Here is a 25,940-nt window from a genome sequence, read left to right on the forward strand (position 1 = left end):
CATGGCGCAAAATAGCGCGTTATCAACGCTAAAAGATCTGGCTGAAAAAGAAGTTGATGATGCCGCACTGCAGCTCGGCGCAATGCGACGCGGGTGCCAGCAGGCTGAAGAGCAGTTGAAGATGTTAATCGACTATCAGCATGAATATCGCACCAACCTGAATACCGATATGACGCAGGGCATTGGCAGCCAGCGCTGGATCAACTATCAGCAGTTTATCCAGACGCTGGAAAAGGCGATTGAACAACACCGCCTGCAGCTTAACCAGTGGACCGAAAAAGTGGATACCGCGCTCAACTTCTGGCGCGAGAAAAAACAGCGGCTGCAGGCCTGGCAAACGCTACAGGACCGTCAGGTCGCGGCGTCAACCCTGGCGGAAAACCGCCTGGATCAGAAAAAAATGGATGAGTTTGCCCAGCGCGCATCAATGAGGAAACCGGAATGATCACACTGCAACAACTGCTGATGACCGACAGCGACCTGTCAGGCGGCACGCAAACGGGGAAAGGCGCCGAGGGTGCGCAAGACTTTCTTTCTCTGCTGGCGGGCGCGTTGACCGATGCACTCGGTCAGGGAAAAGATGCGCCGCTGACCCTGGCTGATTTGAAAGCCGCTGGCAGCAAGCTGTCCAGGGTGGCGCAACAGGACGCAGGCGAGACTACCCTCCAGGCGAAAATTGCCGACCTGCTCTCACGCCAGGAGACGCTGACCGCCGACGATGACGCGGCGAAGACCACTGCGCTGCAAACACTGGTGTCCGGGCTGATGCCGACGACCCACGGTGATGCGTTAAAGACGCTGACGCACGCGTCTGCAAAAGATGACAGCAAAACTGACCTAAGCGAAGACGAACTCGCGGGGCTCAGCGCGCTGATGGCGATGTTGCCGCACCAGCAGACGGCAACACCGGTAACGACGCAGGCAACCCACGTCGACGGCGTTACCGCTCAGACGTCCCTCACCTCCGCTCTTCCGCAAACGCTGAAAAACGCGCTGCCGGGCAAAGAGAATAACCCGCCTCAGGCGGCGTCTCAGCCTGTGGCACAAACGGCTGACGCTGCCCTGCCAGCCAGCGTACCCGTGACGCCTGCGGTCGCGGCGGCGGCTGAGAAACAGGACATCGCGAGCAGCGCGACGACAACCTCGCCCACCGCAACCCTGGCACCGATCCTCAGCAGCCACGCGACCTCACAGCCTGCTGCAACCGTTGCCACCGCGCCGGTATTGAGCCAGCCGCTCGGCACCAGCGAATGGCAGCAAACGCTGAGCCAGCACATCACGCTGTTCACGAAGCAAGGCCAGCAGACCGCTGAACTGCGCCTGCACCCGGAAGACCTGGGCCAGGTGCAAATCTCGCTTAAACTGGATGATAACCAGGCGCAGCTGCAGATGGTGTCTCCGCACAGCCACGTGCGCGCGGCGCTGGAGGCTGCTCTGCCGGTCTTACGCACCTCTCTGGCGGAAAGCGGCATTCAGCTTTCGCAGAGCAGCGTCAGCAGTGAGAGCTTCGCCGGACAGCAGCAATCCTCATCACAGCAGCAACAGCAGGCTTCCCGCTCGGGCCAGCACGGCGCGTTCAATGAAGAGAGTGATGAGTTATTGCCGACCCCTGCCGCCCTGCAATCCGCCGCGCGGGGAAATGGCGCAGTGGATATCTTCGCCTAAACGCCAGAGGTAGCGTGATTATTCCCGTCTTTTCCACGCTTTGAGATAAGGCGGACACGGGATAATCACCCTATTAAGCTGTACCGAAACAGGAAGCTCGTATCAGATGACTGACTCCGCTATCACCAAAAAAAGTAAGCGCTCCATCTGGATCCCGCTGCTGGTGTTGATCACGCTCGCCGCCTGCGCTACCGCGGGTTATAGTTACTGGCGTATGCAGCAGGAACCGACTGCCGCTGCTGCCAAAGCTGAAGCGCCACCGCCTCCGGCTCCCGTGTTCTTCCCGCTGGACACCTTCACCGTCAACCTGGGTGATGCGGATCGTGTGCTTTATGTTGGCATTACGCTGCGCCTGAAAGACGAAGCTACCCGTTCTCGTCTGAACGATTATCTTCCTGAAGTGCGTAGCCGTCTGCTGCTGCTTTTCTCTCGTCAGGACGCTTCGACGCTCGCTACCGATGACGGTAAGCAAAAACTGGTCGACGCCATCAAACAGACGCTGTCGACCCCGCTGGTAAACGGCCAACCGAAGCAGGAAGTCACTGACGTTCTGTATACAGCCTTCATTCTGCGGTAACGACATGGGCGACAGTATTCTTTCTCAGGCAGAAATCGATGCGCTGCTCAACGGCGACAGCGATAAGAGTGATGATCCGCAACCGGGACTGAGCGGCGACGACAATATTCGCCCCTATGACCCGAATACCCAGCGTCGCGTGGTACGTGAACGTCTGCAGGCGCTGGAGATCATCAACGAACGTTTTGCGCGTCAGTTCCGTATGGGGCTGTTTAACCTGCTGCGTCGTAGCCCGGATATCACCGTCGGCGCGATCCGCATTCAGCCGTATCACGAGTTTGCCCGCAACCTGCCGGTGCCAACCAACCTTAACCTGATCCATCTGAAGCCGCTGCGCGGCACCGGTCTGGTGGTGTTTTCGCCAAGCCTGGTGTTCATTGCGGTGGATAACCTGTTCGGCGGCGACGGGCGTTTCCCGACCAAAGTAGAAGGTCGTGAGTTCACCCACACCGAACAGCGCGTCATTAACCGCATGCTGAAGCTGGCGCTGGAGTCTTACAGCGACGCGTGGAAGGCGATTAACCCGCTGGAAGTGGAGTACGTCCGTTCTGAGATGCAGGTGAAGTTCACCAATATCACCACCTCGCCGAACGATATCGTCGTTAATACGCCGTTCCACGTTGAAATCGGCAACCTGACCGGTGAGTTCAACATCTGCCTGCCGTTCAGCATGATTGAACCGCTGCGCGAGCTGCTGGTGAACCCGCCGCTGGAGAACTCGCGCCACGAAGATCAGAACTGGCGTGAAAACCTGGTTCGCCAGGTTCAGCATTCGCAGCTGGAGCTGGTAGCGAGCTTTGCCGATATTCCGCTGCGGTTATCTCAGATCCTGAAATTACAACCCGGCGACGTTTTGCCGATAGAAAAACCCGACCGCATTATTGCCCATGTGGATGGTGTCCCCGTGCTGACCAGTCAGTACGGCACAATTAACGGCCAGTATGCGTTACGCGTTGAGCACTTGATCAACCCGATATTGAATTCGCTGAATGAGGAACAGCCCAAATGAGTGACATGAACAATCCGTCCGATGAGAACAGCGGAGCACTGGACGATCTGTGGGCTGACGCGTTAAACGAGCAAAAGACGACCCCGACGAAAAGCGCGGCGGACGCGGTATTCCAGCAGCTGGGCGGCGGCGACGTCAGCGGCACGCTGCAGGACATCGACCTGATCATGGATATCCCGGTTAAGCTGACGGTTGAGCTGGGCCGCACCCGCATGACCATTAAAGAGCTGCTGCGCCTGACGCAGGGTTCCGTGGTCGCCCTTGACGGCCTGGCCGGTGAACCGCTGGATATTCTGATCAACGGTTATCTGATTGCTCAGGGTGAAGTGGTGGTGGTTGCTGATAAGTACGGCGTGCGCATCACCGACATCATTACGCCATCCGAACGTATGCGTCGTCTGAGCCGTTAAGCATGAAAACCCAGGCAACAATGTCCCAACCCTCCGCGGTACCTGGTTCACCGCTGCTCCAGGTGAGCGGTGCCCTGTTCGGTATTATTGCCTTCATTCTTATTGCGGCCTGGCTGGCAAAGCGTTTTGGTCTGGCGGGTAAAACCGCCGGAACGCGCGGCCTGAAAGTCAGCGCCAGTACCACGCTGGGGCCACGCGAGCGCGTGGTCATCGTCGATGTGGAAGATGCGCGTCTGGTACTGGGGATCACCGCCTCAAACATCAATGTATTACATAAACTGCCGCCCGCCCCTGTCACGGGTGACGAGCGCGCAGAAGCCCCAGCGGATTTCCAGTCCGTTATGAAGTGTTTGCTTAAGCGTTCCGGGAGATCCTGATGCGCCGTTTGTTATCCCTTACGCTTGCGGGTGTTGGCCTGTTTGCTCCCGCGGTCTATGCGCAACTGCCCGGTCTGGTCTCGACCCCGCTTGCCGGAGGCGGTCAAAGCTGGTCGCTTTCGGTTCAGACGCTGGTGTTCATCACCTCGCTGACCTTTATTCCGGCCATTCTGCTGATGATGACCAGCTTTACCCGCATCATCATTGTTTTTGGCCTGCTGCGAAACGCCCTGGGAACACCTTCCGCTCCGCCCAACCAGGTGCTGCTGGGCCTGGCCCTGTTTTTGACTTTTTTCATTATGTCGCCGGTGATCGACAAGATTTACACCGACGCCTACCAGCCGTTTAGCGAAGATAAAATCTCGATGGAAGTTGCGCTGGAGAAAGGCGCGCAGCCGCTGCGTGAATTTATGCTGCGCCAGACGCGTGAAGCGGATTTAGCGCTCTTTGCCCGCCTCTCCAACACTGGCGAGCTTCAGGGACCGGAAGCGGTGCCGATGCGCATTTTGCTGCCAGCCTATGTAACCAGCGAGCTAAAAACCGCGTTCCAGATTGGCTTCACTATTTTCATTCCGTTCCTGATTATCGACCTGGTGATCGCCAGCGTCCTGATGGCGCTCGGGATGATGATGGTACCGCCTGCGACCATCGCTCTGCCCTTTAAGATCATGCTCTTTGTGCTGGTCGATGGCTGGCAGTTGCTGGTCAGTTCGCTGGCGCAGAGTTTCTACAGTTGAGGAGCGCGCAATGACGCCAGAATCGGTCATGATGATGGGCACGGAAGCGATGAAAGTCGCGATTGCCGTTGCCGCCCCGCTGCTGCTTGTTGCCCTCGTGACCGGTCTGATCATCAGTATCCTGCAGGCCGCCACGCAGATTAACGAAATGACGCTGTCGTTTATCCCGAAAATCATTGCCGTGTTCGTGGCGATTATCGTCGCCGGGCCGTGGATGCTGAACCTGCTGCTGGACTATATGCGCAACCTGTTCACCAATCTGCCGTACATCATCGGCTGATATCACGATGCTGCACTTCACCAGCGATCAATACGTGCAGTGGTTGGGCGTCTACTTCTGGCCGATGCTGCGCATTATGGCGCTCATCTCAACCGCCCCTATTCTCAGCGAGAAATCGATACCCAAGCGCATCAAAGTGGGGCTGGGGATCGTCATTACGATTATTGTCGCCCCGTCCCTGCCGCCGGTTGATATCCCTGTATTTTCCGCTAACGCCGTATGGGTGGCGCTTCAGCAGGTGATGATCGGTGTCGCCGTTGGGTTTACTATGCAGCTTGCCTTTGCGGCAGTGCGTACTGCGGGTGAACTGATCGGCCTGCAAATGGGGTTATCCTTCGCCACCTTCGTCGACCCCGGCAGCCACCTCAACATGCCGGTGCTGGCGCGTATCATCGATCTGCTGGCGATGCTGCTGTTCCTGTCGTTTAACGGCCACTTATGGCTTATCTCAATGCTGGTGGACACCTTCCACACGCTACCGATTGGCGAAAATCCGGTTAACAGCAACGCCTTTCTGGCACTGGTGCGTGCCGCCGGGCTGATTTTTCTCAACGGGCTGATGCTGGCGCTGCCGATCATCACCCTGCTGCTGACCGTTAACCTGGCATTAGGCTTGCTGAACAGAATGGCGCCGCAGCTTTCCGTGTTTGTCATTGGTTTTCCCGTGACGTTGACGGTCGGTCTTTTATTAATGTCATTGCTAATGCCACTTATCGCCCCCTTCTGTGAACATTTATTCAGCGAGATATTCAACCTGTTAGCGGATATTGTCAGCGAACTGCCTCGCAAATAATAGTCCTCACACTCCATATTGTCTTTCTGAGGATATTCCTAAAATAAAACGCGAAAAACATCTTCCAGGATATATCTGACGCGGTTTAAATGTTTCTAACCATCTCACAATACTTAATATTTACTTTACTTTAAGAAGATTCCTGGCAAATTATAAGTAACTTTACGGGATAGTGAGTTCGCCTGAAAGTCTTTGTCATGCTCACAGGTTTTATTTGGTTTTTTCCATCCCGTATGGCTGTTTATGAGCTCTCAGGCAGATGGTGAATTATCGTTACGCATTGAGTGAGGGTATGCCATGTCAACGATCATTATGGATTTATGCAGCTACACCCGGCTAGGGTTAACCGGGTATCTGGCAAGCAGAGGGGTAAGAAAGAGAGACATCAACGATGCACACACCGTTGACGAACTCGAAGCCGCTTGTGAAGCACACAAGCCCGGCGTGGTGTTTATTAATGAGGACTGTTTCATTCACGATCCAGCCAACAGTCAGCACATTAAGCAAATCATTAATCAGCATCCTAAAACGTTGTTTATTGTTTTTATGGCGATCGCCAATATTCATTTCGACGAATACTTGTTGGTCCGTAAAAATTTATTGATCAGTTCTAAATCGATTAAACCCGAGTCGCTGGATGACATTTTGGGTGATTATTTGAATAAAGAAGTTAAGAATGTAGGAGCGGTTAACTTACCCACCCTATCATTAAGCAGAACTGAATCAAGTATGCTCAGAATGTGGATGGCTGGACAAGGGACAATTCAGATCTCGGACCAGATGAATATCAAGGCAAAAACGGTTTCGTCACACAAAGGAAATATTAAAAGGAAAATTAAAACGCATAATAAGCAAGTGATCTACCACGTCGTTCGCCTGACTGATAATGTCACAAACGGAATTTTCGTTAATATGCGCTGATCCGCGCAAGACCTTCTGTACCCTACCTGCGATCTCTGGCCTGGCCAGAGATTTTTGCATTTAGAGCCGCATGGGCCGGGGACGGGAACGCCGCCCGACACCACGCTATTCTGCAGCTTCCACAAAAATACCATCCTCATGTCCCAGTTCGTTAAAGAACCAGATACCGAGCGGGTAGTCTTCCAGAGAAACCAGGTACATTACACCTTCACTAAACTCTTCTATTGCCAGCACCACACCCGGGCGGCGCGGTCCACCGTCCGTTTTAACGGTTACCCGATCGTTGACCTTCATACATTCCTCCTGTGGTTTTGAGCCAGTGTAGAACAAAACGCATTAACTGGCACCGACCCCCGGCGCGAATGGTGTTTTTGTGTGCGGTCTATACTTATGGATGGACACGGTTGCATGAGGACCCCGTAATGAAGACCGATAAAGAGTACAGCGACACCATCAAGCGTGAGGTGGAGGTGGATGTCGATGCCCTGCTGGCCGCTATCAATGAGATCAGTGAGTCCGACGTTCGCCGCTCAGACGATGAGTCAGACAAAGTGATTGTGAACGGAAGGGACTATCACACTTACCGCGAGCTGGCCGAAGCCTTCGAGCTTGATATTCATGACTTCAGCGTGTCTGAAGCGAATCGGTAAGATGAAAAAAATCCCGGTCATGGGGATGGCCGGGATCAAACTTGCTTATGCAAGAAGCACTTGAAAATTCGTTACACCAGGAAATCTGATGTAGAAACAACACTATCCCCAACGGATTTGTCTGACAAGCATATATTCTCCTGGCGAATATAATATTTTATACATGTGAATTTTAGTTATGAGCAGCAACATGCGCCGCGTGTGGGTTACGCCGGAACGATTCCGTCAAACCGCTCTCCCGGCACTGTCATTTTTTAGGAATAATCTTAGATAAGCGCGCGTCAGCCATCAGGAGCCGTTATGCCTTCGCTTCAGAATCCACTGCTGATTTTCACCGATCTGGATGGGACACTGCTGGATATTCATACCTATGACTGGCAGCCTGCCGCCGCATGGCTGGAGCGGCTACAGGATAAACAGGTCCCCGTTATCCTTTGCAGTAGCAAGACGGCGGCTGAGATGCTCGACATCCAGCAGGAGTTAGGCCTGGAAGGTCTGCCATTCATTGCGGAAAACGGGGCGGTCATTCAGCCTGATGTTCGCTGGGATCCCCCTGCCCGGCGCATCACGGGGATGTCGCACCCTACGATTCGTCAAATCATCGAGCAGATCAGACTGCAAACGCACGTTAAATTCACCACCTTTGATGATGTGAATGAAAGGGTAATCAGTGAATGGACGGGACTGACGCCTTCCCGTTCGCTGCTTGCGCGCAGGCATGAAGCGTCCCTGACGTTAATCTGGCGCGACAGCGATGCGCAAATGACGCGCTTTGAAGAGGCGCTGGAACCGCATGGCCTGCAGTTTGTACAGGGGGCGAGATTCTGGCACGTCCTGGACGCGCGCTGCGGCAAGGATGTGGCGGTAAAATGGCTGACTGAACAGTATTGTCTGCAGGAGCCTGTTGCGTGGACATCCCTTGGGCTGGGCGATGGTCCCAACGACGCCCCGCTGTTAGACAGCGTCGATTTTGCGGTGGTGGTTAAAGGCATTAACCGCCAGGGCATTACGCTGCAGAACGATAGCCCGGAACGGGTTTATCACACGCAGCGTCCCGGTCCCGAGGGCTGGCGCGAAGGGCTCGATCACTTCTTGTTGTGATCGCGCCAGACGACACAGTTGCGTCCCCCCTGCTTTGCCTCATACAACCGCGCATCGGCAATGGACTGCAGCTGCTCAAAATTATAGTTACCCGTCTCCTGCGCGCTGCTGACGCCCAGTGAGGCACTGATGCGCAGAGTGACGCTCTTCTTAACCAGAATCTCTTTGCTATCGATCCGTGCGCGGATCCGCTCAGCAACATTTGCCGCTTCCTCAAGCGTCAGGCCTGGGAGCACGACACAGAACTCCTCGCCACCCACACGGCCGCCCACGTCATTGGCGCGCAACGCACTCGCAATCAATCCTCCGGCGTGCGACAACACTTTATCCCCTGCCTGATGCCCGAAGCGGTCATTGATACCCTTGAAATGGTCCAGATCGATCTGGATGACAGACAACGGCAGGGACTGCTGCTGGCATTGCTTCGCAAGGGCATTCGCCCGTTCAAACAGCGCCCCGCGATTATTCAGGCGGGTCAGCGGATCGTGCCAGGCCTGCCACTGAAGCGAGTGTTGAAGCGTATACATATTGCTGACCATGCGCCGGATCACGAGCCAGGAGATCAGCAGCATGGCGGTGAAGAGCGCCCAGAGTAGCGCCAGCACAATACTGATGCTGCCGAAGTCCCCGCGAACCCCTTCATGTAGCGTATGCACGCGCAGGACAACGCCTTCAAAATGATCGAGCCGTTCCCAACTGATAAAGCGGCTACCCAGACGAATCCCCCCCTCCGTGTCGGACTCGATAGCGTGAGCTATCTGCGCCAGCTCGCTTGCATCGAAGTGGTTAACCGTGCTTTCAGGTGATTCTGAGGTCGCAATCATATTGAGGCGCGTGTCGTAGAGCTGGTATTCGCCTTCTGAATGGTTGTCCATGGCCTCCACCAGCAGCTGTTTCATCGTGTCAACGCTGATATCCATCGCCACCACGCCATACCAGAAATGGTCGTAATAGATCGGCACGCTGGCGGTAATAAGCCGCTTGTTCCCGATAAATAACGACGGAGGCGAAATAAACCAGCGAACGGCACGTGCGCGGTTTTCACGCTCAGACTGCTGTGAAAACCAGGGCTGCGTGACCAGCTGATAATAGCGGGGAGAAATATCTCTCGGTTGTGCAGGCGTATCAGTCGCGATAAAGAACCCTGCGCGGGAAACATACAGCACCCGCTCCACGTTACTGCTGTGCGATGACGCCAGACGCAGGAGGTACCCGACTTCGAGGGCAGCAGAGAGTTCGTTTGCCAGGCGATCGTTATCACGGTTGAGCAGCGTGGTTTTTTCAACGAACGCATCGGACACCCCATTGATGGGTAACGTGCGATTTTCGTCCACCGCGATTTGCCAGTTTGTGGTGTTCCGCAGGGTATTAAAACGCGTCACCGCATTGTGCAGCACACCGAATGCCAGCGGTGTTTGCAGCGCATCGCGCATGCTGTGACGGAAAAAAAGCAGTTTATCGACGTTGTACTGCAACTGCCTGTCCAGGCCATTTGCGACCGTTTCCAGATGGTTACGCTGGCTGGAGATATAGGCATCTTCCAGTACCACCACTTCACGCCAGGTGAGGAGCGTGGAAAAGACCAGGACAATAATAAAACAGAGATTAACAATCAGGCCGGGATTGCTACGCTGATGCAGCCATTGCTGAAGAGATCGTTTTACAACATAGGTATCGCGCTGCACACACACTCCCTGAATGTCACATAAAAACGCCCGGCGAACCGGGCGTTAGAGTGATTAAGCCTTCTCGCGATGTTGCCGTCCGTCCCCCGGCTGAAGCTCGTCTTCACGAAACGCTTCCCGCTTGATGCCATAACCATCATGCCACCGGCACTCCACCATACCACTGGAATAACCTGTGACAATCATACGCGGACCACCGTTCTTCGGCTTAACTTCATCACTGACCAAAAAGACCATACCCGCCTCCTGTATCAGGGTGAAACTTTTTCAATTTAGACGAGGAATGGCCTTTTTGCATCCCTGTTCGGGTAGCAATTAGTGCGAGGCTCCACGCATTTTTTCGACTGCTTTTACGGCAGCGACCACGATAGCGCCAATGATAAAGCCCAGCACCAGATTCAACAGCGTCGGCAAAATAGCGGCGACAACCGCCCCCTGCGCCGAGGCAAAATGCTCAATCGCATGGTGCAGCGGCGCAATACCGTGCACGACAATCCCGCCGCCGACGAGGAACATGGCCAGCGTACCCACGACCGACAAACTTTTCATCAGCCAGGGGGCCAGCGTCAGCAGGCTTTTACCGATACCGCGAGCTACCGCGCTCGATTTCTCCTCCAGCCAGTAGCCGATATCATCCAGCTTGACGATAAGCCCCACCAGGCCGTAAACGCCCACGGTCACCAGAATCGCAATGCCGGAAAGCACCATAACCTGATTGACCAGCGGTGCTTCTGACACAATCCCCAGCGTAATCGCCACGATTTCGGCCGAGAGAATAAAGTCAGTGCGGACGGCCCCTTTCACCTTATCACGTTCGAACGCCAAAGGATCCTGAGCGGCCAGGGCTTCCAGTCGCTGCTGGCGCACCTCTGGCGTGTCGCTCTCCTTACGCGAGGCAAAAGAGTGCAGGACTTTCTCGACCCCCTCGAAGCACAAAAACGCGCCGCCAATCATCAGCAGTGGCGTGATGGCCCAGGGGATAAAGGCGCTGATCAACAACGCGAGCGGAACGAGGATCACCTTATTGATAAAGGACCCCTTCGCCACGCTCCATACCACCGGCAACTCCCGGTTAGCCTTTACGCCGGTGACCTGCTGCGCGTTCAGCGATAAATCATCCCCCAGTACACCGGCGGTCTTTTTGGCCGCCAGTTTTCCCATGACCGAAATGTCATCCAGCAAGGTGGCAATGTCGTCCAGTAATGTTAATAAGCTACTTCCTGCCAAAATCTCTATCCTTCTTTTTTTGCTAATTAAGTGAATAGTATGGAACAAAACCGGACACCCGGAAACAGGCACCTGACGTCAACAAAAAATTCACATCCAGACCACAATTAAAGCACTCGCCAGGCCGATAGTTTTGGCGTTTACTATGAGCGAACTTTTTATTTCGACGTGAGGGACTATGCGTTTCCGGCAACTATTACCGCTCATTGGAGCACTTTTTTCGCTGTATATCATCTGGGGATCCACCTATTTTGTCATTCGAATCGGTGTGGAAAGCTGGCCCCCGTTGATGATGGCAGGGATCCGCTTCTTCTCTGCGGGCGTATTGTTGATAACGTTTTTGCTGCTGCGCGGCCACAAGCTTCCCCCACTCCGCCCGCTGCTCAACGCGGCACTGATTGGCTTTCTGTTGCTGGCCGTTGGGAATGGTGCCGTGACCGTGGCGGAGCACCAGAATGTACCGTCCGGGATCGCCGCCGTGGTGGTCGCCACCGTCCCGCTGTTTACCCTCTGCTTTAGCCGCCTGTTCGGTATCCGCACCCGCAAGCTGGAATGGCTGGGGATCGGCATCGGGCTGGCGGGGATCATCCTGCTCAACAGCGGTGGCAATCTGAGCGGAAACCCATGGGGGGCGCTGCTGATCATGGTTGGCTCCATGAGCTGGGCGTTTGGCTCCGTCTACGGTTCGCGGATTGAACTGCCTTCCGGCATGATGGCAGGCGCGATTGAGATGCTCGCGGCGGGTATCGTACTGCTGATTGCCTCGACGCTGATGGGTGAGAAACTGACAACGATGCCGGACCTGTCTGGCTTCCTGGCCGTGGGGTATCTGGCGCTCTTTGGCTCCATTATTGCCATTAACGCCTATATGTTCCTGATCCGCAATGTCTCCCCGGCCGTCGCCACCAGCTACGCCTACGTGAACCCGGTGGTCGCCGTCCTGCTCGGTACCGGTTTTGCGGGAGAAGTGTTATCGACGGTTGAATGGCTGGCGCTGGGTGTGATTGTTTTTGCGGTGGTGCTGGTAACATTGGGCAAATATTTGCTGCCTGCGAAACCGGTCGTCACGCCGTGCGAGGTGGAGAAACCTTAATCCCCTGCGTATCGATCTGCGCGGCCTCCGCGCCGCCGCAGATCCACTCTTCCAGCCGCTCTGTCAGGTCCAGATCGCTCAGTTTTAGCCTACCGCGCAGGGCGCACTCCCACACGACTAATACCCGCCAGCCCTGAGAAAGCAGCGTCGCAATATCGCGTTTATCCCGCTCTACATTCTTGCCTATCTTCTCCAGCCAGAAATCGGTTCGCGTGGCGGGAACCTTGAACAGGTAGCAGTTGTGATGGTGCCAGAAACAGCCGTGGGTAAAGATAATGCACTGATACGCGTCGAGGATGAAATCGGGACGCCCGGCGAGCGCGGCATCCTGGACGCGAAAATCAAAACCGGCCTGTGTCAGTAATTCCGCCAGCCGTTTTTCGATGGCGGTATCACGCGTGCCGATGGCACGCATGTTTTTACTGCGCGTCGCTTTATTGTGTACGTCCGTCATTGACGGCCTCGCTCTGACGCAGCGCCACAGCCTGTTTAATGCGTGAGGCCAGCAGTTTCGCCACCGCCGCAAACGCGGGCACGACCACCGAGTTACCAAACTGACGGTAAGCCTGGGTGTCTGACACCGGAATACGGAAACTGTAGCCCTGCGGCGACTCAAACCCCATCAGCCGCGCACACTCACGCGGGGTTAAGCGACGCGGGCGATGGCGCTGGTTCTGCGGATCGTCAAAGTCTTTTTCGCCCAGCGCTTTATCCCAGCCTCTGTCGATGAGGATCTCTGCGCCATCTTTGTAATAACGCGCCGACAAGGTGCGGGTCACGCTGTCTGGATTTGTTGGGTTCACCATGCCAAAACCGAACCCATTGCCTTTAGCCTGGTGCTTTTTGGCATAGCGGTAGAGGTATTTCCACAGTACCGGCGTCAGGATAAATTTGGCGTCAACGGCAGGCTCCAGCAGTTCGGCCACGCTCGGTCGGCGCGCCGGATACAGCGACGGGATATCCCGCAGGGTGAAATCGCCTTTCAGATTGAGGTCCCGGCGGAAACCTACCAGCACGATACGTTCGCGATGCTGCGGCAGGAAATATTTACCGTCGATGATTTTCGGATCGTCTGCGCCCATGTCCTGCGCATCGGCCACGTCGTAGCCCAGTTCATCCAGCGTTTGCATAATGATGCGGAAGGTTTTCCCGCCATCATGGCTTTTTAAGTTTTTGACGTTTTCCAGCACAAATATGGCCGGTCGGCGGGCATCGATAATGCGGACCACGTCAAAAAACAGCGTGCCCTGCGTATCACAGGCAAACCCGTGGGCGCGTCCCAGGGCATTTTTTTTCGACACCCCGGCGAGCGAAAAAGGCTGGCACGGGAAGCCAGCCAGCAGCACGTCGTGCTCAGGCACGGTTTGCCGAATATGCTCTGCGGCCTCTTCGTCGCTGACGCCGCTTTTGTGGCTCAGGGTCACATCGCGGATGTCAGCGTTGAAATGGTGTTCATCAGGGTCGCAATACCAGTTGGCCTTATAGGTACGCACCGCGTGTTTATTCCACTCGCTGGTAAACACGCACTGCCCGCCAATGGCCTCAAAACCGTGGCGGATGCCGCCAATACCGGCGAACAGATCGATAAAGCGGAACGCATAGTCTGGATGCGCGGCGGGAGGACGCGGCAGCAGATTTTGCAGGTAACGGAACTCGCCGTCGCTCATGCGGTGCCCTGCCCTGTCGCTTATCAGCAGTCTTTTGAGTATTGCCGGACTCCAGTGACTCTCGCCATGGGCCACCAGCTGGTTGGCAAGGGTTTTAACATCATAGATATCCAGCAGCTGCCGCAGTAATGCCTGCACGGCTGCCGTTGATTTCTCAGCCTGCGCTGGCGCGGGCTCAATCACTGATCGTATTTCCTGCATTCTCTTAACCGGGCAATAAAGACTGGAGACAGATTACCACAGTTTACCGGCTCACACTCCGACGGAAGCGGCTCAATACCTGGCCATCCAGCCCCAGGCAGTCGCCCTGCAGTTCAGCGCTCAGTTTCGCCATAAAATGAATCAGAAAATCGGCGTTATGTCGGGCAAGCTCACGCCCCACTTCGGTTTGCATCGTCTCAGGCAGGCGCAGCAGCTTCGTCTGGAAGTGATCGAGGGCGAAGGCTTTGTCGTCTACATCACGGGAATCCGCAAACGGATCGCGCGCATCAAACAGTGCGACACCCAGCGCACCGGATACGGCAAAAACGCGCGCAAGACCAATAGCGCCTAAGGCTTCCAGCCGGTCGGCATCCTGGACTATTTTTGCCTCGGGACTTTGTGGCGCAATCCCGGCGCTGAAGCTGTGCGCTTCAATGGCGTGTTCAACCGCGGCATACCTCTCTGGCGGAAAATCCGGGAAATCGCGCTGCAAAATATCACGCGTTTTACTCGCCGCCAGCCGTGAGGACTGGCGGCGTTCGGGATGATTTTTCGGCAGGCTGACAATGTCGTGAAAGTAACAGGCCGTCATCACCACCAGCGGGTCAGCGTGGTGATGAGACATGATTTTCTGCGCCGTCATCCAGACGCGACGAAAGTGTGAAATATCATGCGCAGCGTCGTCGGTAGCGTGATGTTGATCAAGCCAGGATTCGAAGCGCTGTTGCCACTGAGTGAGTTCCATCTTTCTTTCCTGTTACCAAAATTGAGAGTGAATTATAACATAGCCAAATTAAATCAATTAAAAAATAGACACACGAAATACTTAATAATAATTACCCCATATATTTTCAATAGATTAATTCACATGAAAAATAAAGAGATTAAAAGAAATATTTTGCAATATTTTTACTAATTTAATTACATTTATTTTTGAACCAAATTACTTGGCCATAGAATAGTATCAAACACGTAATTACGGAGGGTGATTACATATATTCATATAAATTATCTTTAAAGGGAATATATAATGAAAAGAAAAGTTCTGGCAATTCTTGTACCCGCATTATTAATGGCTGGCGCAGCAAACGCAGCTGAGATGTACAACAAAGACGGCAACAAAGTCGACCTGTACGGCAAAGTTGATGCACGTCATACCTTCTCAGATAACGCTGGCGACGACGGCGATGAAACCTATGTGCAGATTGGTTTCAAAGGCGAATCACAGATTACCAACGACCTGACGGGTTATGGCCAGTGGGAATATAAAACCTACGCTAACGATACGGAAGGCGCTGGTGATAAATCATTTAACCGTCTGGCGTACGCTGGCCTGAAATATGCTGAATTCGGTTCATTTGATTACGGCCGTAATTATGGCGTCGTGTATGACGTCGAAGCCTGGACCGATATGCTGCCGGTATTCGGCGGTGATTCCTACACCTGGACCGACAACTTTATGAATGGCCGTGCTAACGGTCTGGCAACCTACCGTAATTCAGGTTTCTTCGGCCTGGTTGACGGTCTGAATTTTGCGCTGCAGTATCAGGGCAATAATGAAGGCAGCAACGCAAATGAAGATCAGGAAGGCACCAAAAACGGCCATGAAAACGTACGTTTCCAGAACGGCGACGGCTTTGGTATGTCAACCTCCTATGACTTCGACTTTGGCCTGAGCCTGGGTGCTGCGTACTCTTCTTCTGACCGTAGCAACGCTCAGGAAGGAATGGGCCGAAATAGCGCCCTCATTGCCGGCGGCGAAAAAGCCGATGTGTGGACTGTTGGCGCTAAATACGATGCAAATAGCATCTACCTCGCAATGATGTACGCGCAAACCCGCAACATGACCCCATACGGTGATTATGGCATCGCGGATGAGACTCAGAACTTTGAAGCAGTTGCACAGTATCAGTTCGACTTCGGTCTGCGTCCATCCCTTGCCTGGGTTTACTCCAAGGGTAAAGACATGACTTATCCGGGTAACGGTAGCAATCCTCAGGGTCAACACGGCGATATGGATCTCGTGAACTATATCGACCTTGGCATGACCTACACCTTCAATAAAAACTTCTCTACCTACGTTGATTACAAAATCAACCTGCTGGATGAAGATAAGTATTTCTATGAAGCAAACGGCATCGCGACCGACGATATCGTTGGCGTAGGCATGACCTACCAGTTCTAATCCCCAGAAATACTCAAGCCCGCATTCGCGGGCTTTTTTATGCAGTGGTGAAATGTTACGGCGCTTCCTGCAGCGCCACGCGAATAAACCCGTTATTCTGCGCCAGCAGTTCATACGCCTTCCAGGCATCCAGCCCTGTCAGCACCATCAACACCGCCGTTTTGCAGTTGTGGTTACAGCTCTCAAGCGCGGCCTTCGCTTCAGCCCGGGTGCATCCGCCCGCTTCCATCACTATCGCGATTTGCCGTTCAGACCATTTGGTGCTGGTTGCCTCCAGATCCACGCGCAGGTTGCTGTAGACGCGCCCGGACCTCACCGCCAGCCCTGTGGTCACCATATTCAGGATCATTTTTTGCGCGATCCCCGCTTTGGCATTGGCGTATCCCGCTACCACGTCAGGCCCCAGTTCAGGCGCAATCACCATACTCGCTAACTGTGCCGCTTCGCTTTGCGCATCACCTGTCATCACCGCGACCGGTGAACCCAGCGACCATGCATGTCGCATGGCCCCCCATACCCACGGCGTTTTTCCGCTGACGGTCACCGCCAGCATCATGTCGTGCTCGCCAAACTTAAGCGCCTGCAGGTCGGCGACGCCGCGCTCGTAGCTTGCCGCTTCACCGTCCGTCGTAATAGCGATAACGGGATGTTTACCCGGCGCATACTCATCAGCCGCTTGCCTTGCTATACGTCCTGAAGGCCCCGCACCGACGAGCACCAGACGCCCGCCATGACTGAGCGTCGCCGCAGCGTTATCCACCACGCGCGCAATCGTTGTTAAGAAAGGGGTAATAGCAGAAGAGATTTGTGCATCATCCTGGTGAATGACGTTCAGCATATCCAGCGTGGACAATCTGTCGATATTCATCGTGCTGGCGTGCCGTCTTTCCTTGACCGAACCGGTAAGCATAATGCTCATAAACAGCCTCCTTATTATGAGTACCCCCACACTATAAAGTGTTTTATATGGGTCACATGAGAGGAGGGTCACGAAAAGAGGACCAAACACATGCTTTTACATGGCTTTAAGAAAAGCGCGTCATCAGCGATAATTACCTCTTTATAATCATCGCGGAGTGTTGATGAGCGATTTGCAGCCCTTCCCCCTGACGCGCAAGCGCCCTATGAAACTGAACACCCTCGTCACGTTGATGGTGTGCGCGATTATCGGTTCCGTGCTGCTGCTGGTCTTTGCGCTCTATTCTGTGCAAATCACCCGTGCGACTCGCGATGATGTCAAAGACACCGCGCTCGGCATTGCCCGCACCCTTGCGGACAGCCCTGAAGTCAAACGCGGCCTGATGCAGGCGCCCCAGGCGGATATTATTCAGCCCCTCGCCCAGGCGGTGACAAAACGTAACGATCTGCTGTTTACCGTGGTCACTGACATGCGCGGGATCCGCTACTCTCACCCGAACGAAGCGCTGCTGGGGCTGCATTTTATCGGTGACGATTTAACACCCGCGCTGGAAGGTAAAGAGAATGTCTCCGTCAACCGGGGCGCGCTCGCCGAAGCGCTGCGCGTTTTTACGCCCGTCTATGACGCGCAGCAAGAGCAAATCGGCGTGGTGGTGGTCGGCATCTCCCTCAAAAAAGTTGAAGAGCAGATCACCCGCGGACGGCTTAACGCCCTCTGGACCGTGTTATTCAGCATCTTGATGAGCTCGCTGGCGATCTGGGGCCTGGTCCGCGTGCTCAAACGCATCCTGTTTGGGCTGGAGCCGTACGAGATCTCCGCGCTGTTTGAACAACGTCAGGCGATGCTGCAGTCGCTCCGGGAAGGGGTTCTGGCGGTCGACATTCACGGCCGTGTGACGATGATTAACCACGCTGCCAGAGAGATTTTGCTCCTGCCGTCGGGCAAACAGACCGAAAACGCCAGCGAACCGCTGCTGGCAAGCCTGCGCGACGTGTCGAAAACCGGGGTGGCGCGTCAGGATCAGGAGATCAGCTGCAACGGACGGTTGCTGCTCTGTAATATGGTGCCCGTTAAAAGTCAGAATCGGGTGATCGGGGCGATCAGCACCTTCCGCGATAAAACGGAAATCAGCCAGCTGATGCAGCGCATCGATGGGATGGTCAACTACGTCGATGCCCTGCGCGCCCACACCCATGAATTTATGAATAAACTGCACGTGATCCTGGGTCTGCTGAATATTAAGCGCTATGACAAACTGGAGGAGTACATCCTGCAGACGGCGCATAATTACCAGACGGACATTGGCACCATCCAGAGCAAAGTCAAATCACCGGTTATCGCAGGCTTTTTGCTGGGTAAAATTCACCGTGCCAAAGAAGTGGGCATCACACTCACGCTGGCAGATGAGTGCCAGATACCGGATACCGCCAATGAAGAGCAGGTTGCGGTGCTGGTCACCGTGCTCGGTAATTTAATTGAAAACGCACTGGACGCAATGGAAGGCCAGCCGGAAGGCGAAATCACTCTGCTGTTACACTATCAAAATGGCTGGCTCAGCTGTGAAGTCAGCGACGATGGCCCCGGTATCGATCCGGTTCAGCTGGAGGCTATTTTTACGAAGGGCTTCTCAACAAAAGGTGAAAACCGGGGCGTTGGGCTGTTCCTTGCACGTCAGCAAATCCAGAATCTGGGCGGCGATATCACCGTCGAATCTGAACCTGGCGTATTTACCCAATTTTTTGTTCACATCCCCTGGGATAGCGAGAGGAATATCGCGTGATAAATGTATTAATTGTCGATGATGACGCCATGGTAGCCGACCTCAACCGTCTGTACGTTAACCGTGTTGAAGGCTTTAGCTGCTGCGGCGTCGCCTCCACGCTCAACCAGGCCGAGGCCATTATCAATAACCCGAACCAGCCCGTCGATCTGGTGCTGCTGGATGTCTACATGCAGCAGGATAACGGGCTCGATCTCCTGCCGATCATCCGTGTATCAGGCCGTCCGATTGATGTCATTATGATCTCGTCAGCGTCCGATGCGACCACTATCCAGACCTCCATGCATTACGGGGTTGTGGATTACCTGATCAAACCTTTCCAGTTTCCGCGTTTTGAAGAGGCGCTGAACGGCTGGAAGGCAAAGCACAGCCTGATGGGATCCCACCAGTATTATGAGCAGGCGGACGTGGACAGACTGATCCACGGCGGGGCGCCGGAACTCGCCGACAGCAAGAAATTGCCGAAAGGGTTAACGCCGCAAACGCTGCGCACGATTTGCCAGTGGATCGACGCGCACCCGGAGATGGAGTTTTCCACCGATGACCTGGCGAACGCGGTCAATATTTCGCGGGTGTCTTGCCGTAAATATTTAATCTGGCTGGCGCAAATCAACATTCTGTTCACCAGCATTCACTACGGCGCGACCGGGCGTCCGGTGTATCGCTACCGGCTGCAGCCGGAGCAAACGGGGTTACTCAAACAGTATTGTCAGTAACGCGATAGTCGTTATCCATCAGCGTGAAGCGGAAGTGGTGCATCGAGGAGATCACCACTTCTTTTGTTTTGGTCACAAAAATCGCTTCGATATCAGGACGAGCGCGCAGCGCAGCGCAGCCCTTTTCAACGCCCATGCCGTACATCAGCGTGGTCCAGATATCGCCGTCGATGGAATCTTTCGACACGATGGTGACGCTGTCCAGCTCGTTGTCCAGCGGATACCCGGTACGCGGGTCGAGAATATGGTGATAGCGCCTGCCGTTTTGTTCGAAGTAGCGCTCGTATGTTCCCGAGGTCACGATGGATCGGTTCTCTACCGCCATGGCGCCAATCAGCGCATCACCGGCGAACGGTTTTTTCAACCCGACGCTCCAGCCCCCTTCCGGTGACCCTAACGTCTGGATGTTTCCGCCGAGGTTGATCAGCCCCAGCCCGGCGCCCTCTTTGTGCAGATAATCCCGCACCCTGTCGGCAATATAGCCTTTCGCAATGGCTCCCAGGTCGATCTCCATTCCCGCTTTCATCAGAAAGACGCTGCTGTCCGGTTCATTCAGCACCACATCCGCAGGATCGGTTATGCCCAGCAGTGCCGTAATTTCATCGGCAGGCGGAACGCTATCGCCCTGAAAGCCAATTTTCCAGCGTTTCACCAGCGGGCCGATGGCCAGGTTAAACGCGCTGTCTTTAAGCACGCTTGCCGCTTTCGCGCAGCGAATCAGCTCAAACACCGGACGGCTGACGGCAACCGGATGCTGACCGGCCGCATGGTTGATATCCATCACCTGCGAATGCGCACGGTTAACGGTAAGCAGGTCTTCGTACTGTTTGATCAGGCGAAATACGCGGGACGCGAGGACTTCGTCATGGGAAAAGAGTTTGAGGAGGATGGGCGATCCCATCAGGACGGCGGAATAACTGTAAACGCGATGGTCATCAGGCATAGCATGAGTCCTCAGATGTAGCCCCGGCAAGCACCGCGCCGCCGAGGAAAATGCCGGATAACGCTGCGCGTATCCGGCATACAACACAGGGGTCTTACTGCTTTTTCGAACGCATGGCCGCCTGATGTCCTGCAAGCGTACCAAAAATAATGATATCTGCCACTGCGTTACCGCCGATACGGTTACCGCCGTGGATCCCGCCGACCACTTCACCGGCCGCAAACGCCCCTGGCAACACGTTGTGGTTGCTGTCCAGTACGCAGGTTTCGGTGTTGATGGTCACGCCGCCCATGGTGTGGTGCACGCCCGGCGCAATCTGAATGGCGTAGAACGGCCCTTCATTGATTGGCGCGCGCAGCGCGGTGGTACGGCCAAAATCATCATCGTGCTGTTTTTCAACGAAACCGTTGTAACGTTCCAGGGTCGCCAGGAAAGCGTGGTGGTCCATGCCCAGCGCTTCAGCCAGGGCTTTTGGCGAGCTGGCGCTGGTCACGAAACCTTTCGCGATGTACTCATCCGCCGCTTTATTTTTCGTGCGGACATGCTCATCAAAGACAATGTAGGCATATTTCTCCGGCAGGGCGATGATTGACGCCGAGACTTTATCGCGGGTCGACATTTCGTTGTAGAAGCGCTCCCCTTTCTGGTTCACCAGAATCGCCCCGCCGCCGCGGATAGATTCGGAAATCAGGTACGACGTTTTCTGCTCAACGGTTGGGTGGATCTGAATTTCGCCCATATCCACGGTGCCTGCACCGATACGTTCCAGCAGCGCGATGCCGCCACCCGTTGCCCCTTTATGGTTGGTGGTGACGAATCCTTCCAGGTCCGGACGGTATTTGACCACCATCTGGCTGTTGGCGCTGAAGCCGCCCGTCGCCACGATCACGCTTTTGGTGGCTACGGTGAGCGTTTCGTTCTCTTCGGTAGTCAGGCGCACGCCGGTCACTTCACCGTTCTCGAAGATAATGTCGCTGACGGAGGTATCCAGCATCACGTCGATGTTGCGTTTGTTGACGTTACGCACCAGGCCGCTGATCAGGTAACCCCCGACCGCAGAGCCGTCTTTTGGACGGTGAGTACGGTCGATGCTCATCCCACCGGTGGTGGTGATGTCGTTAAGCATAATGCCTCGCGTTGCCAGCCACTCGATGGCTTCTGGCGCATTTTCCACAAAGCGACGCAGCAGTTCAGGATTGTTCTTGTTACCGCCGCCTTTCAGGCTTTCCTGGTAGAACAGCTCTTTGCTGTCCTGAATGCCTTTCACGCGCTGGAAGCGGGTTTCAGCGGCGTTCATCCCGGCAGAGGCTTTGATGGTGTTCCCGCCGATGGTGGGCATTTTCTCGACGATCAGCACGCTTGCGCCTTCGTCGTGAGCCTGAATCGCTGCCGCCAGACCTGCGCCGCCGCTACCGATCACCACCACGTCCACGCATTTGCTTTCGTTCGGGTCAACGCCCTCTTCTGCCGCCAGCGCTTTGCTGGATTTCAGCATCGCTTTGGATACGGCTTTCTTCACCGCTTCGCTCTGGCTGGTTGCGCCAGTGATGGCATCCACGTGCGGAGTGTTAGCGTCCAGAATGCGGGTACGGATCTCTTCAAAGCTGGTCACAAACTCAACGTCTTCGCTCGGGCCAGATGCGAGCTCGATGTCGGCAATCCGGTCGGTTTCGAGGCTGACGTTAATCACCAGCTCGCTGGCGTCGTCCTGCACTTTCTCAGTGAAGGTGCCCGGTTTGAATTTAGATTCACCCATGCTCATGTCGCGGATCATCGCTTCCACCAGCGAGAAGCGCCACAGCGGTTCAGGGATGCTCAGTGCCTCGCGCTGGGTGCTGTCCATAAACAGCTCAAGGCTTTCGCCCGCTGCGATGCGGTCGGTCCAGTCAGGGTACGCAATGGTCGCACGACCAACGGCAATCAGATCGTAACCATGGTCCAGCGCTTCATTGACGTCAGCGGCATTCACCACGCCGCCCACGCCCATAACCGGAACCTGCGCCAGCGTGTCAGAACGCATCGCGCAGTATTTTTCGATAAGCGGCGTTGGGTCCTGGGTGTCGACAATGGAAGGACGCAGGGTCGCGCCGACGGAGAAGTGCAGATAGTCCACGCCGCGCGCCGCCAGTTTTTCCAGCAGGTACATGGTGTCGTCAAAGCGAATGCCGGGGACTTCCATCTCTTCTGGCGAGAAGCGATAGCCAATAATGAACGCGTCGTCCGCGTACTGGCGCACCATTTTGTGGGTGATATCCAGAACCGCCAGCGGGAATTTCGCGCGGTTATCGCGGCTGCCGCCCCACTCGTCGTCACGCTGGTTTGAATTCGGTGAGTAGAACTGCTGAATCAGATAGGTGTTTGCCCCGTGGATCTCCACACCGTCGAAACCGGCCTGAATGGCGCGGCGCACGGCTTCACCAAACTTACCGATCATGCCTTCCACTTCTGCAGCGGTCAGGGCAACCGGCGTTGCGGCACCGTCACGCGGCGCGGCAACGGCGCTTGGGCCAACCGGCGTGCGGCCACCGATCAGTTTTGGGTCGACCATACGGCCGCCGTGGTAGATCTGCAGCAGGGCTTTAGAGCCTTTAGATTTAATCGCCTCCGCGATTTTCGCCAGCCCGGCGATCTTTTCGTCGTTATCGATGCCGATTGCGCCCGGGAAGGCAAGGCCGAGATCGTCAACAAAACAGCACTCGACAATAATGGTCCCGATGCTGCCAGAACGCGCCCGATAGTACTCCACCAGCTCGCTGGTGACCGTGCCATCATAGTAGCCCGTGCAGGTTGTCATGGGTGCCATTAACAAACGGTTTTTCAGTTCAGTGCCATTCGGTAATGTGAAGGGGCTTAGAATACGTTCGTTAGTGCTCATAATAAAAACTCCAAACTTTAAAAATTAAGAATTCGTTATCGGACTCAGTTTTATTTCGCGTTTTTATGCCGATGTCATGATAGTAATATAATGATTTTTTTAGTTTCTAAAGTTATTACGTTAGTTAAAAAACTATTTAATCCCTTCAATAACATTAATAACACATTGGTGTTAGCAACAATAATTCACCCGTTCACAATAATTTAAAATTCGTTAAAATAACAATGGTCTTACCTTAGAGCCAATGTCAATTAAACATTATTAATATCAATTACTTAAATTGAAGCATATTTTTATCATGTTATCAGATTGATAAATTCAATCTTAAAAAAGCATAATACCCACATACGCCTGAGTGGTTATTAAAAAAAGAAGAAAAATAAGACGGCAATTCTGTTTTTTTGATCGTGATCAATAGTTATGGCATCCAAAGGCGCAATATATAAACATCATATTTTTTAATTTAACGCACACCAATATGCGTTAAACCATTATTTCAGAAACGACAAAAACGCACCTTAAATAACTAAATAAAGCTAAAGAAACTAAAGAAAGCGAATTTGTCATTTCAGTATAAAAAGCATTCTTAACAACTTAAGACGTGAAACTATGAATACAAAAACTGCTGTAACGCCTCCTGTGGCGAATCAGGCATCAAATGGACAAGCAAAACGACTGCTTATGATGGCGCTGCCCATCGTTGTCGCCGTACTGCTGCTGTTTGTTCCCGTTCCTGAAGGGTTGCCGCCTTACGCATGGCACTACTTCGCTATCTTTGTTGGCGTGATCGTGGGGTTGATCTTCGAACCGCTGCCGGGTGCGGTGATCGGTCTGACCGGTGTGGTCGCCATTGCCCTTTGCAGCCAGTGGGTACTCTTCAGCCCGGAACAGCTGGCTGACCCGAAATTCAAGCTGGCAGGTGCCTCCTTTAAGTGGGCGGTGAGCGGTTTTGGTAACTCAACCGTCTGGCTGATCTTCGGTGCCTTCATGTTTGCCGCAGGCTATGACAAAACCCGCTTCGGCCGCCGTCTGGCGCTGATTCTGGTGAAGTACCTGGGCCGTCGCAGCCTGACGCTTGGTTACGCTATCACCTTCGCGGACCTGCTGCTGGCACCGTTTACCCCGTCCAACACCGCGCGCAGCGGCGGGACTATCTACCCAATCATCGCTAACCTGCCGCCGCTGTACGGTTCAAAACCTAATGACCCAAGCGCGCGTAAGATTGGTTCGTACCTGATGTGGGTGGCGATCACCGCGGCCTGTATCACCAGTTCGATGTTCCTTTCTGCTCTGGCTCCTAATCTGCTGGCGCTGGCGCTGGTGAAAAGCACTGTCGGGATCAACATATCCTGGGGCACCTGGTTCATCGCCTTCCTGCCGCTGGGTGTGCTGCTGATTCTGACCATGCCGCTGCTGGCTTACTGGTTCTATCCACCTGAAGTAAAAGTGAACGACGAAGTACCGCTGTGGGCAACCCGTGAACTCGAAAAACTGGGCAAACTGTCCCGCAACGAAATCCTGCTGCTGGTGTTCGTATGCTGTGCTCTGCTGATGTGGATCTTCGCTGCCGCATGGATTGAACCGGCAATGGCTGCCCTGCTTATCGTCGGTCTGATGCTGTGGACCGGCGTACTGGAGTGGAACGATATCACCGGTAACAAAGCCGCATGGAACACCTTCGTCTGGTTCGCCACGCTGGTAGCGCTGGCAGATGGCCTCTCCTCCACCGGCTTTATTAGCTGGCTGGGTAAAGAAGGCGGTCTGTTAATGAGCGGTATCTCGCCGGGTGTGGCCACCATCGTCCTGCTGCTGGCGTTCTACCTGCTGCACTACCTGTTTGCCAGCACCACCGCGCACACTACCGCGCTGCTGCCAGCGATGCTGACCATCGCCTCCACCATCCCGGGCATGAATATGGAAGTGTTCGTTCTGCTGATGGTGACCTCGCTGGGCGTGATGGGGATCATCACCCCGTACGGTACTGGCCCAAGCCCGATTTACTACGGTAGCGGCTACCTGCCAACCAAAGACTACTGGCGCCTCGGCACCATCTTCGGAGCCATCTTCCTGGCGGCCCTGCTGCTGATTGGTTATCCGTGGATGTCCATGATGTTCTGATTCCTGACCGC

26 protein-coding genes and 1 pseudogene are annotated in these 25,940 nt (G+C 54.6%); 17 read left to right on the forward strand and 10 right to left on the reverse strand.

The genetic code is table 11. The features are described 5' to 3' along the window. Window position 1: 1 nt before the first annotated feature. From fliJ to rcsA, 10 genes and pseudogenes are all read left to right on the forward strand, one after another. Window positions 2–445 (forward strand): flagellar export protein FliJ, encoded by a 444-nt coding sequence (gene fliJ / locus KW829_RS03380; RefSeq protein WP_010432373.1) that lies wholly within the window; start codon window positions 2–4, stop codon window positions 443–445. After that, entirely contained in the window at window positions 442–1,665 is a 1,224-nt protein-coding gene (fliK, locus tag KW829_RS03385; RefSeq protein WP_218307592.1) for a flagellar hook length control protein FliK, read from the forward strand. Before fliJ ends, fliK begins: the two co-directional genes overlap by 4 nt. Before the next feature lie 106 nt (window positions 1,666–1,771). Next, on the forward strand, window positions 1,772–2,242 hold the full coding sequence (gene fliL / locus KW829_RS03390; RefSeq protein ID WP_010432366.1) for a flagellar basal body-associated protein FliL: 471 nt from the start codon (window positions 1,772–1,774) through the stop codon (window positions 2,240–2,242). A gap of 4 nt (window positions 2,243–2,246) precedes the next feature. Beyond that, window positions 2,247–3,251, forward strand: coding sequence for a flagellar motor switch protein FliM (fliM, locus tag KW829_RS03395; protein WP_010432363.1), 1,005 nt, complete (start codon window positions 2,247–2,249; stop codon window positions 3,249–3,251). Continuing rightward, window positions 3,248–3,661 (forward strand): flagellar motor switch protein FliN, encoded by a 414-nt coding sequence (gene fliN / locus KW829_RS03400; protein WP_003859592.1) that lies wholly within the window; start codon window positions 3,248–3,250, stop codon window positions 3,659–3,661. The genes fliM and fliN overlap by 4 nt, the downstream gene beginning before the upstream one ends. A 2-nt stretch (window positions 3,662–3,663) precedes the next feature. Then, entirely contained in the window at window positions 3,664–4,038 is a 375-nt protein-coding gene (gene fliO, locus KW829_RS03405) for a flagellar biosynthetic protein FliO (RefSeq protein WP_218307593.1), read from the forward strand. Continuing rightward, window positions 4,038–4,775, forward strand: coding sequence for a flagellar type III secretion system pore protein FliP (gene fliP / locus KW829_RS03410; protein WP_042716760.1), 738 nt, complete (start codon window positions 4,038–4,040; stop codon window positions 4,773–4,775). Before fliO ends, fliP begins: the two co-directional genes overlap by 1 nt. 10 nt (window positions 4,776–4,785) lie before the next feature. Next, window positions 4,786–5,055: a flagellar biosynthesis protein FliQ gene (gene fliQ / locus KW829_RS03415; RefSeq protein WP_003859587.1), complete on the forward strand. Its 270-nt coding sequence runs from the start codon at window positions 4,786–4,788 to the stop codon at window positions 5,053–5,055. Window positions 5,056–5,062: 7 nt separating this feature from the next. Beyond that, window positions 5,063–5,855 (forward strand): annotated as a pseudogene (gene fliR, locus KW829_RS03420) (flagellar biosynthetic protein FliR); the annotation flags it as partial. A 290-nt stretch (window positions 5,856–6,145) separates the two neighbouring features. After that, window positions 6,146–6,769 carry a transcriptional regulator RcsA gene (rcsA, locus tag KW829_RS03425; protein WP_010432341.1) on the forward strand — a complete coding sequence of 208 codons (624 nt, stop codon included), beginning with the start codon at window positions 6,146–6,148 and terminating at the stop codon, window positions 6,767–6,769. A 105-nt stretch (window positions 6,770–6,874) separates the two neighbouring features. Here rcsA and dsrB read toward each other — a convergent pair whose 3' ends face one another. Continuing rightward, window positions 6,875–7,063 carry a protein DsrB gene (gene dsrB / locus KW829_RS03430; RefSeq protein ID WP_010432339.1) on the reverse strand — a complete coding sequence of 63 codons (189 nt, stop codon included), beginning with the start codon at window positions 7,061–7,063 and terminating at the stop codon, window positions 6,875–6,877. Window positions 7,064–7,191: 128 nt separating this feature from the next. On the opposite strand from dsrB, the gene yodD reads away from it, so the two are divergent. Together yodD and KW829_RS03440 are read left to right on the forward strand one after the other, a co-directional pair. Beyond that, a complete protein-coding gene (gene yodD / locus KW829_RS03435; RefSeq protein WP_042716762.1) occupies window positions 7,192–7,419 on the forward strand; it encodes a YodD family peroxide/acid resistance protein in 228 nt (75 codons plus the stop codon). Between the two features lie 300 nt (window positions 7,420–7,719). After that, the gene (locus KW829_RS03440) at window positions 7,720–8,520 is read left to right on the forward strand and encodes a mannosyl-3-phosphoglycerate phosphatase-related protein (RefSeq protein WP_218307594.1); all 801 of its coding nucleotides are present in this window, start codon (window positions 7,720–7,722) and stop codon (window positions 8,518–8,520) included. Here KW829_RS03440 and dgcQ read toward each other — a convergent pair. The 3 genes from dgcQ to KW829_RS03455 all read right to left on the reverse strand — a co-directional run bounded on the left by dgcQ (window position 8,505) and on the right by KW829_RS03455 (window position 11,432). Then, a complete protein-coding gene (gene dgcQ, locus KW829_RS03445; RefSeq protein ID WP_218307595.1) occupies window positions 8,505–10,205 on the reverse strand; it encodes a cellulose biosynthesis regulator diguanylate cyclase DgcQ in 1,701 nt (566 codons plus the stop codon). The two genes, KW829_RS03440 and dgcQ, sit on opposite strands and share 16 nt — an antisense overlap. A 54-nt stretch (window positions 10,206–10,259) precedes the next feature. Then, window positions 10,260–10,442: a YodC family protein gene (locus KW829_RS03450; RefSeq protein ID WP_010432330.1), complete on the reverse strand. Its 183-nt coding sequence runs from the start codon at window positions 10,440–10,442 to the stop codon at window positions 10,260–10,262. 78 nt (window positions 10,443–10,520) lie between these two features. Further along, window positions 10,521–11,432: a DUF808 domain-containing protein gene (locus tag KW829_RS03455; protein WP_010432327.1), complete on the reverse strand. Its 912-nt coding sequence runs from the start codon at window positions 11,430–11,432 to the stop codon at window positions 10,521–10,523. A gap of 178 nt (window positions 11,433–11,610) precedes the next feature. Here KW829_RS03455 and yedA point away from each other — a divergent pair, with 178 nt between their 5' ends. Next, window positions 11,611–12,525, forward strand: coding sequence for a drug/metabolite exporter YedA (yedA, locus tag KW829_RS03460; RefSeq protein ID WP_108417542.1), 915 nt, complete (start codon window positions 11,611–11,613; stop codon window positions 12,523–12,525). On the opposite strand, the gene KW829_RS03465 is transcribed toward yedA, so the two are convergent. From KW829_RS03465 to KW829_RS03475, 3 genes are all read right to left on the reverse strand, one after another. Then, complete coding sequence (locus KW829_RS03465; protein WP_182945643.1) at window positions 12,497–12,979, reverse strand: very short patch repair endonuclease; 483 nt, start codon at window positions 12,977–12,979, stop codon at window positions 12,497–12,499. The genes yedA and KW829_RS03465 overlap by 29 nt on opposite strands. After that, window positions 12,960–14,375 (reverse strand): DNA cytosine methyltransferase, encoded by a 1,416-nt coding sequence (locus KW829_RS03470; RefSeq protein WP_371317567.1) that lies wholly within the window; start codon window positions 14,373–14,375, stop codon window positions 12,960–12,962. The genes KW829_RS03465 and KW829_RS03470 overlap by 20 nt, the downstream gene beginning before the upstream one ends. A 61-nt stretch (window positions 14,376–14,436) precedes the next feature. Beyond that, window positions 14,437–15,138, reverse strand: a complete 702-nt coding sequence (locus KW829_RS03475) for a phosphohydrolase (protein WP_218307597.1) — start codon at window positions 15,136–15,138, stop codon at window positions 14,437–14,439. Between the two features lie 285 nt (window positions 15,139–15,423). Between KW829_RS03475 and ompC the strand changes: the two genes are divergently transcribed. Further along, complete coding sequence (gene ompC / locus KW829_RS03480; protein WP_218307598.1) at window positions 15,424–16,578, forward strand: porin OmpC; 1,155 nt, start codon at window positions 15,424–15,426, stop codon at window positions 16,576–16,578. A gap of 55 nt (window positions 16,579–16,633) precedes the next feature. Here ompC and KW829_RS03485 read toward each other — a convergent pair whose 3' ends face one another. After that, window positions 16,634–17,497 (reverse strand): N-acetylmuramic acid 6-phosphate etherase, encoded by an 864-nt coding sequence (locus KW829_RS03485; protein WP_218307599.1) that lies wholly within the window; start codon window positions 17,495–17,497, stop codon window positions 16,634–16,636. A gap of 163 nt (window positions 17,498–17,660) precedes the next feature. Between KW829_RS03485 and KW829_RS03490 the strand changes: the two genes are divergently transcribed. Further along, the gene (locus KW829_RS03490; RefSeq protein ID WP_218307600.1) at window positions 17,661–19,277 is read left to right on the forward strand and encodes a sensor histidine kinase; all 1,617 of its coding nucleotides are present in this window, start codon (window positions 17,661–17,663) and stop codon (window positions 19,275–19,277) included. Beyond that, window positions 19,274–19,993 carry a two-component system response regulator DcuR gene (dcuR, locus tag KW829_RS03495; protein WP_218307601.1) on the forward strand — a complete coding sequence of 240 codons (720 nt, stop codon included), beginning with the start codon at window positions 19,274–19,276 and terminating at the stop codon, window positions 19,991–19,993. Before KW829_RS03490 ends, dcuR begins: the two co-directional genes overlap by 4 nt. On the opposite strand, the gene KW829_RS03500 is transcribed toward dcuR, so the two are convergent. Both KW829_RS03500 and KW829_RS03505 read right to left on the reverse strand, forming a co-directional pair. Beyond that, window positions 19,974–20,936, reverse strand: coding sequence for an FAD:protein FMN transferase (locus KW829_RS03500; protein WP_218307602.1), 963 nt, complete (start codon window positions 20,934–20,936; stop codon window positions 19,974–19,976). The genes dcuR and KW829_RS03500 overlap by 20 nt on opposite strands. A gap of 94 nt (window positions 20,937–21,030) precedes the next feature. Then, window positions 21,031–23,811 carry a flavocytochrome c gene (locus KW829_RS03505; protein ID WP_218307603.1) on the reverse strand — a complete coding sequence of 927 codons (2,781 nt, stop codon included), beginning with the start codon at window positions 23,809–23,811 and terminating at the stop codon, window positions 21,031–21,033. 609 nt (window positions 23,812–24,420) lie between these two features. On the opposite strand from KW829_RS03505, the gene KW829_RS03510 reads away from it, so the two are divergent. Continuing rightward, the gene (locus KW829_RS03510) at window positions 24,421–25,929 is read left to right on the forward strand and encodes an anion permease (RefSeq protein WP_108417534.1); all 1,509 of its coding nucleotides are present in this window, start codon (window positions 24,421–24,423) and stop codon (window positions 25,927–25,929) included. Window positions 25,930–25,940: the final 11 nt, after the last annotated feature.

The organism is Enterobacter sp. ENT02, assembly GCF_019219165.1.
Lineage (GTDB): Bacteria > Pseudomonadota > Gammaproteobacteria > Enterobacterales > Enterobacteriaceae > Enterobacter > Enterobacter mori.